The organism is uncultured Slackia sp., from assembly GCF_944321625.1.
In the GTDB taxonomy this organism is placed as follows: Bacteria; Actinomycetota; Coriobacteriia; order Coriobacteriales; family Eggerthellaceae; genus Slackia.
On the sequence record NZ_CALUMA010000057.1, the window covers coordinates 43,072 to 49,515 of the forward strand.

7 protein-coding genes are annotated in these 6,444 nt (G+C 59.0%); all 7 read right to left on the reverse strand.

The features are described 5' to 3' along the window. Nucleotides 1-7: 7 nt before the first annotated feature. The 7 genes from ruvB to Q0J60_RS05495 all read right to left on the reverse strand — a co-directional run bounded on the left by ruvB (nt 8) and on the right by Q0J60_RS05495 (nt 6,321). Nucleotides 8-1,072, reverse strand: a complete 1,065-nt coding sequence (ruvB, locus tag Q0J60_RS05465) for a Holliday junction branch migration DNA helicase RuvB (protein ID WP_294439295.1) — start codon at nt 1,070-1,072, stop codon at nt 8-10. Between the two features lie 53 nt (nt 1,073-1,125). Beyond that, nucleotides 1,126-1,725 carry a Holliday junction branch migration protein RuvA gene (gene ruvA, locus Q0J60_RS05470; protein WP_294439297.1) on the reverse strand — a complete coding sequence of 200 codons (600 nt, stop codon included), beginning with the start codon at nt 1,723-1,725 and terminating at the stop codon, nt 1,126-1,128. An 8-nt stretch (nt 1,726-1,733) separates the two neighbouring features. Then, the gene (gene ruvC / locus Q0J60_RS05475; RefSeq protein WP_367178793.1) at nt 1,734-2,192 is read right to left on the reverse strand and encodes a crossover junction endodeoxyribonuclease RuvC; all 459 of its coding nucleotides are present in this window, start codon (nt 2,190-2,192) and stop codon (nt 1,734-1,736) included. A 95-nt stretch (nt 2,193-2,287) separates the two neighbouring features. Further along, complete coding sequence (locus tag Q0J60_RS05480; protein ID WP_294439301.1) at nt 2,288-3,481, reverse strand: lysylphosphatidylglycerol synthase transmembrane domain-containing protein; 1,194 nt, start codon at nt 3,479-3,481, stop codon at nt 2,288-2,290. Nucleotides 3,482-3,905: 424 nt separating this feature from the next. Next, entirely contained in the window at nt 3,906-5,309 is a 1,404-nt protein-coding gene (locus Q0J60_RS05485; RefSeq protein ID WP_294439303.1) for an ATP-binding protein, read from the reverse strand. 274 nt (nt 5,310-5,583) lie between these two features. Further along, nucleotides 5,584-5,994, reverse strand: a complete 411-nt coding sequence (locus tag Q0J60_RS05490; protein WP_294439305.1) for a multidrug efflux SMR transporter — start codon at nt 5,992-5,994, stop codon at nt 5,584-5,586. Nucleotides 5,995-6,003: 9 nt separating this feature from the next. After that, nucleotides 6,004-6,321, reverse strand: a complete 318-nt coding sequence (locus tag Q0J60_RS05495; protein ID WP_294439306.1) for a multidrug efflux SMR transporter — start codon at nt 6,319-6,321, stop codon at nt 6,004-6,006. Nucleotides 6,322-6,444: the final 123 nt, after the last annotated feature.

The following is a 6,444-nucleotide window of genomic DNA, read 5'->3' on the forward strand; positions in this document are numbered from 1 at the left end:
GATTCCTCTATTCGTGCCTGATGCCCAAGTGCTCGAATGCGCGCTCGGTCGCCTGCCTGCCCTTGGGCGTACGCATGATGAGTCCCTGTTGAATGAGGTAGGGCTCGTACACGTCTTCCACCGTGTCGGGGTCCTCGGCAAGCGCGGACGCAAGGGTGGAAAGCCCCACGGGACGCCCGCCGAACGACACGCACAGAAGCTCGAGAATCTTGTTGTCCAGCGCGTCGAGTCCCAGCGAATCCACCTCGAAGAAGCTCAGCGCCTGCGCCGCGGTATCTTCGTCGATGTCGCCCGAACCGCGCACCTGGGCCCAGTCGCGCACACGCTTGAGCAGGCGGTTTGCCAAACGCGGCGTACCACGGCTGCGACGCGCGATTTCCAGCGCGCCCTCTTCGTCCACCGCCACATCCAAAATGCCGGCGGAACGCTTCACGATGTCGGCCAGCTCCTCAGGCGTGTAGTAATCAAGGCGGAACACGATGCCAAAACGATCGCGCAAAGGACCGGTGAGCAGGCCCGTGCGCGTGGTGGCGCCCACCAGCGTGAAGCGCGGGAGATCCAAGCGGATGCTGCGCGCCGCCGGACCCTTGCCCACGATGATGTCGAGCACGTAATCTTCCAGCGCGGGATACAAAACCTCCTCGACCTGGCGGTTAAGACGGTGGATCTCGTCGATGAACAGCACGTCGCCGTCATCGAGATTGGAAAGGATGGCCGCCAGATCGCCCGGTCGCGCGATGGCGGGGCCGCTGGTGGTGCGGATGTTGGCGCCCAGCTCATTGGCCACCACCGTGGCGAGCGTGGTTTTGCCCAGACCCGGAGGGCCGCTGAACAGCACATGGTCCATGCACTCGCCGCGCTGCCTGGCTGCCTGGATGAGGATGGCGAGGCTTTCTTTCACGCGCGTCTGGCCCAGGTAATCGTCCAGGTGCTTGGGTCGCAGGGAACGGTCGAGAGCGAGGTCGTCCTCGGTGAGTTCCGGCGTGACCGCGCGCACGGGCGCGGCGGAGCGAGGCGAGGAGCCCCCTGCCTCGAACATCACACCTTCAAGCTGTATTCCGTCTTGCACCATGCGAATCTCCTCAATGGCGCAGCGATAACCGCCGCGCGATCAAACCTGCGCGATTAGAGCCCCGTCGAATCCAATCGCCTCAGGGCGTATTGTATCAATGCGCCCTCGGTTGTTGCCGAATCGGGCGCGTCCTTGAGCGCCAAATCGGCCTCGGCAGAAGAGAAGCCCATGGCGAGCAGCGCGTCTCGTGCACCCTTCAGGCGCTCGGCGGCGGCTGCGGTCTGTTGAGCGAACAGCGTGTCTTCAGGCTGCGCCTCCAGATTGCCCTTGAGTTCCAGAATCAAGCGCTGGGCGGTTTTCTTACCCACGCCCGGGATGGTTGACACCGCCTTGACGTCCTGCGACTGAATGGCTGCGATGAGCTCCTGCGGCGAGAACGACGAAAGCGCTGCCAGCGCCACCTTGGGGCCGATGCCCGATACCGTAATCAGGCGCTCGAACAGATCTTTTTCGCCCTGATCGAGGAACCCATAGAGTGCGATGGCATCCTCGCGCACAGCGAGATAGGTGAACACGCTCACCGACGCACCGCGGTCGGGCAGCTTGGCGATATCGCTTGCGGGCATACCCACCTGGTAGCCGATGCCGTTCACATCGATGAAGGCATGCGTGGCGGTTCGCCCCGCCATAACGCCTTTCAAAAAAGCAATCATGCGAAATCCTATCCGTGCGTCACGTAGCAGATGGCGGCGGCCAAGGCGTCGGCCGCGTGGTCGGGGTGCGGCACCTCATCCAGCCCAAGAATCTGCTTCACCATGTACTGGACCTGGGCTTTCTCGGCGTTGCCCTCGCCCACCACGGCAAGCTTGATGGCCGCAGGAGCGAACTCCCCCACGTCAAGCCCACCTTCGGCGCAAGCGACCAGCACCGCGCCGCGCGCCTGCCCCGTGGCAAAAGCGCTGGGGGCGTTCAGACCGAACAGGACCGTTTCGATTCCCAGACATGTAGGGCCGTAGCGTTTGACCACGAGCGCCATCTGGTCGTGCAACTTCAAAAGGCGCTGCGCCAAAGACATATCCTTGCTGGTAGAGATGCAACCGTACGCCACGCACGACAGCCGCGAGCCGCGCTGCTCGATAACGCCCCAGCCCGTGTTGGCCAAGCCGGGGTCGATGCCCAATATGGTTCGCGCTTGCCTCTGCATGCCGCGCCGTGCCGCCTTTCTATCAAACGTCTGTTCGATAATAGTACCACGACGCACGGCAAAGCGTGACGCTATTTTGAATCTTCAGAAATATGAGGAACCGGCGCATCGGGAGTCTCTGGAGCGCCAGGAGTCTCTATCGCACCAGGAGCCTCTAACGCAGCGAAGCCCTCAGAATCCTTCGCACCCTCTTCGAGCGCCGCCGCAGGCCTGCCGCGACCGGGAAGGCGCTTGCGTACCTTCATCTCGCTGGGTTCTTCCCTATCGCCGCGGAACGTCTTGGTGCGCTGGATGAGCACCGCGCCGATCAGGAACGGCATCCAGAACACCAGGCCGCGATACACCAGCACCTGCGCCATACCGGCGGCGGCGTTCACGTCGTAGGCGCTGAACAGCACCATGACCGCCGCTTCCACCACGCCCACGCCCTGCGGGGTGATGGAGATCATGGCGAACAGCGTCGCCACCACGTAGCCGCAGATGAGCGCCTCGGGATTGGTGATGCCAAACGCCACGCCCACCAGACAAAACGCCGAAAGCTCGCACGTGCTCGCCACGATGGAGCAGCCGAACGCCTTGAACGCCGGCTTGGGGTTGTGCGCGATGATACCCGCCGCCTCGCCGAACGACGCCACCGCCGTTTCGGCCCAAGGCTTGAGCTCGTCCTTCTTGAATTTCAGGCGCACCCTGTTCACCAGATGCTCGATGGGATGTAGCAGGTTCACCAGCGTGGACGGGCTCTTGCGGCCCACCACCATGATGCCGCCCATGAACGCCACCAGAAACACCACGAACAGGCCCAGCAAGAACCACATGGGGCTCAGGTTGCCCGTGACCTGCAGGATGATGAAGCCCACGATCATGATGGTCATGAAGCCGGATTCGATGGTCATCTGCATGAGGAGCGCGGCCGAGGTCGCCTTGCCGCCCTGGATGCCGCGACGGCGCGCGTCGTCGACCACCAGCGTGGCGCCCGCCATGTTGAGCGACGGCGCGATGGTGTTCATGAAGAAGGTGCCGAACACCAGCGGCAGCGTATTGCGCGGGCTCATGCGCTCGCCCACTGCGGCGAACGAGAAGTGGTAGGCCCAGCTTTGCGCGTAGTACTTGCCCAGCTGCGTGAGAATGGCAAGAATGAGCGGAATCATGTCACCGCGCTGCATGGTTTCAGCGAGTTCAATCAATTGGTCGCCGCGCATGATGATGAACGCCAGCACGATGACGATGACGACGCCGATCAGAATTTTTTGGATGCTGGGCTTCACGCCGGTCCTCGCTATCCGCATCGCTGCCGCGCGCAGGGCGCACAAACGATGCATCGCTGACGATAGAACGCGTCGATTATACCCGTTACGCCACGCATCGCGCGAGTGCATGGAACACCCGCCACAAACGAAAGGACTTTTGACACCGCTCCGTTACGTCGCTGTTGACGTAACGTTCGCTGTCCCGACTGGCAATTTTTCCCGTTTGGCAGATATCCAAGACGGCGATTGTTCGGGCCGCATGGAATAGCGCCCTCGCACCTTACTCTTCACTCTCCGCTAATGCCCTCACCCAACGTCCCAAGCTTCCCTTGGCCCAAATACAGCAGGCCAATACGTTTCAGGGGTAATCAAACATCAATACGGGTTATTGCTCATTACCCATACGGGTAATAGAAAGGGGTATTATGTATTGCTCCAGCCTTTATTTGAACAGCTGACACGAAGACACGAATTGAACGTGTCCATCGCTTGCCGCGCTTCTCCGCGTTGCATCCGAAACCGGATTCTTTGAGAACAAATACCGGTAATATTCCTTATAACCAGAAATCAACGCTGTGCGACTCTGCAACTTTTCCAGCGCCTCTGATTCGTTGAAGTTGGAGCGCCACTTGCATTCACCCAAGATGATGCGCTTTTCAAGCTCGTCCGCCGCTATAACGTCAATATCATCCTGCTGATGCGTTCGAACGTCCGTCCCCCACCACCGCCCAAACTTTGTCGGAGCAATAGGAAGCTGTCCTTCGCGTGCCTCACGAATAAGCCACTCCGTGCAAACTCGCTCGAAACAATGACCCACATACTCGCTCAGCTGCTGTCCGGTGAGCAAGCGTTGCGCCGCCTGCTCACCTAGCCCGCTCTCTATCGCAGGGACAAGCGGAGCCACAAATCTGAACCAGAATGAAAACGCCGGGTCCATAATGCAGTAGCGGCTACGCTTGCTTCGCTCCGTTTCTCCAAAAGGCACCCTTCGCTCAACAATGCCCAAATCGCACAGTGTTTTTAGATACATCGTAATGCTTGAAGTAGGTATGCCTGTACGATCCGCCACTTCATTGGAACGCGTAGCTCCAGAGGCAATTGCACGCAAGACCGAAAGATACATCGTAGGGTCTCGAAGCTCCTGACGCATGAGCATAGCGGGCTCGTCAAACATCATGCCTGTTCGCTCGAAAAACAGCCGCGTCATATTCTGCAGATACGTTTCATCGGGACGAACTGCCGCCAGATAATACGGAGTGCCTCCCAGACTCGCATAATACGTAATCAAATCGCCTTCCGACGCCGCTGGCAACATGCGCGAAGCGTCTAGGTAATCAAAGGGCTTGAGTCTTATCTGAGCGGTACGCCGTCCGAACAACGGACTTTTTTCTCCCAGAACCTCTTGCTCCATAAATCCCTGATTACTGCCGCAAAGAATCAGCATGGCATCAGTGCGCGACAACTCGCGATCGATGGCAATCTGAAGCGCTGAAGGCAGATTGGGCGTAGCGTTGGCAGCATAGGGGAACTCATCAAATACAATAAGCAGCTTTTCTTGAGCGGCCCGATTTGCCAGAAATTCAAATGCCTCCTGCCATCCCCCGAATGCGGGGAGGGATGACGGCAGCCCACAAAATTCATAAAGCGTCCGCGAGAAGTCACGTAAGTTGTCACGCTCTCCCTGCTGCTGTGCGGTGAACATAAAAGCATGTTTGTCTTTGCAGAACTCTTCCAGGAGTGTCGTTTTACCCACGCGGCGGCGCCCGTACACAACAACCATCTGGAAAGACCGCTGCGCATAGCAGTCTTCAAGCACCTGCAACTCATGCTCTCTCGCCACAAACATCCGCAAACCACCTTAATACTATTCATGCATATACTTTTCTTGCATAGTATATTTATAAATAGCATCTTATGCCAAAACAGACAATATGACTGCGCAATCATTGCGCGTTTTGCTTGGCGCGAAGGAAATGGCCGAAGGCTCGTCGCGCACCACGACCTGGCAAGATTTTCCGATTTGCAACTTGGAAAATGTCCACCAAACGGGATTATTCGCCAAAAGCCCCGCCACCTAGATGAAACACCGCCCGTCTCCACAGCAAAGCCGCGCCTAAGCGCTACCCCAGCGCCTCGTTCGCCTTGGCGACCTTCTCGTTGGCGTGCTGCTGCGATCCGGCGTTCATCAGCACGATGCCGCCCACAACAAGCGCCATGCCCAGGCCCGTGTACAGCGAAAACGGCTCGTTCCACACGATGCAGCCGATAGCGGTGGTGGCAACCGTGCCCAAACCACCCCAGATGCCATACGCCAGACCCAGCGGCACGTGCTTGAGCACGAACACGAACAGGCCGAACGAAATCACGTACGCGACCACTACCAGCAGCGACGGCACCAACACAGTGAAGCCTTCGGACATCTTGAGCATCGTGGTGCCAAACACCTCGCCCACAATGGACACGGCCAAAAGCGCATACCCGATTCCGTCGCCGCCGAACATCTTCCTCAAACGCTTCTTGATATCGTTCATCTCACACACCTACATTCCCATCTCGAGGATGACCACGCCGGCGATGATGCACGCCAGACCCGCAGCCATCTTCAAATTGAAGCCTTCTTTCCACACAATCGCACCCACTACGGCGGTTAGCGCGATACCCAGGCCCGTCCACATGGCATACACCGGGCCGATCGGCAGATGCTCGAGCGTCTGCGCGATGAAATAGAACGCGATGCCGTAGCCCGCCACCGTTCCCAACAGCGGCAATTTGCGCTGGAAGCCGTTGGACAGCTTCATCATGGAGTCGCCGAACACCTCGGCCGCCACCGCGATTGCCATCATGAAAAACGGATGCATGTCTCCTCTTTCTTTCCTCTTTGCCTCGTCGTCCGATTCGCCCGCTTCGTCGTCTTCACGTGCTCCCGTGCGCAACGTGCATGCGAATGGGGCACGTCGTCGCAGGGCGCTCTTGCTTTCGTT

What these genes read in the sequence shown, in the direction of transcription:
- Q0J60_RS05495 (WP_294439306.1), bottom strand. Translation starts at nt 6,321, where the DNA reads ATGCATCCGTTTTTCATGATGGCAATCGCGGTGGCGGCCGAGGTGTTC.
- ruvB (WP_294439295.1), bottom strand. Translation starts at nt 1,072, where the DNA reads ATGGTGCAAGACGGAATACAGCTTGAAGGTGTGATGTTCGAGGCAGGG.
- Q0J60_RS05485 (WP_294439303.1), bottom strand. Translation starts at nt 5,309, where the DNA reads ATGTTTGTGGCGAGAGAGCATGAGTTGCAGGTGCTTGAAGACTGCTAT.
- ruvA (WP_294439297.1), bottom strand. Translation starts at nt 1,725, where the DNA reads ATGATTGCTTTTTTGAAAGGCGTTATGGCGGGGCGAACCGCCACGCAT.
- Q0J60_RS05490 (WP_294439305.1), bottom strand. Translation starts at nt 5,994, where the DNA reads ATGAACGATATCAAGAAGCGTTTGAGGAAGATGTTCGGCGGCGACGGA.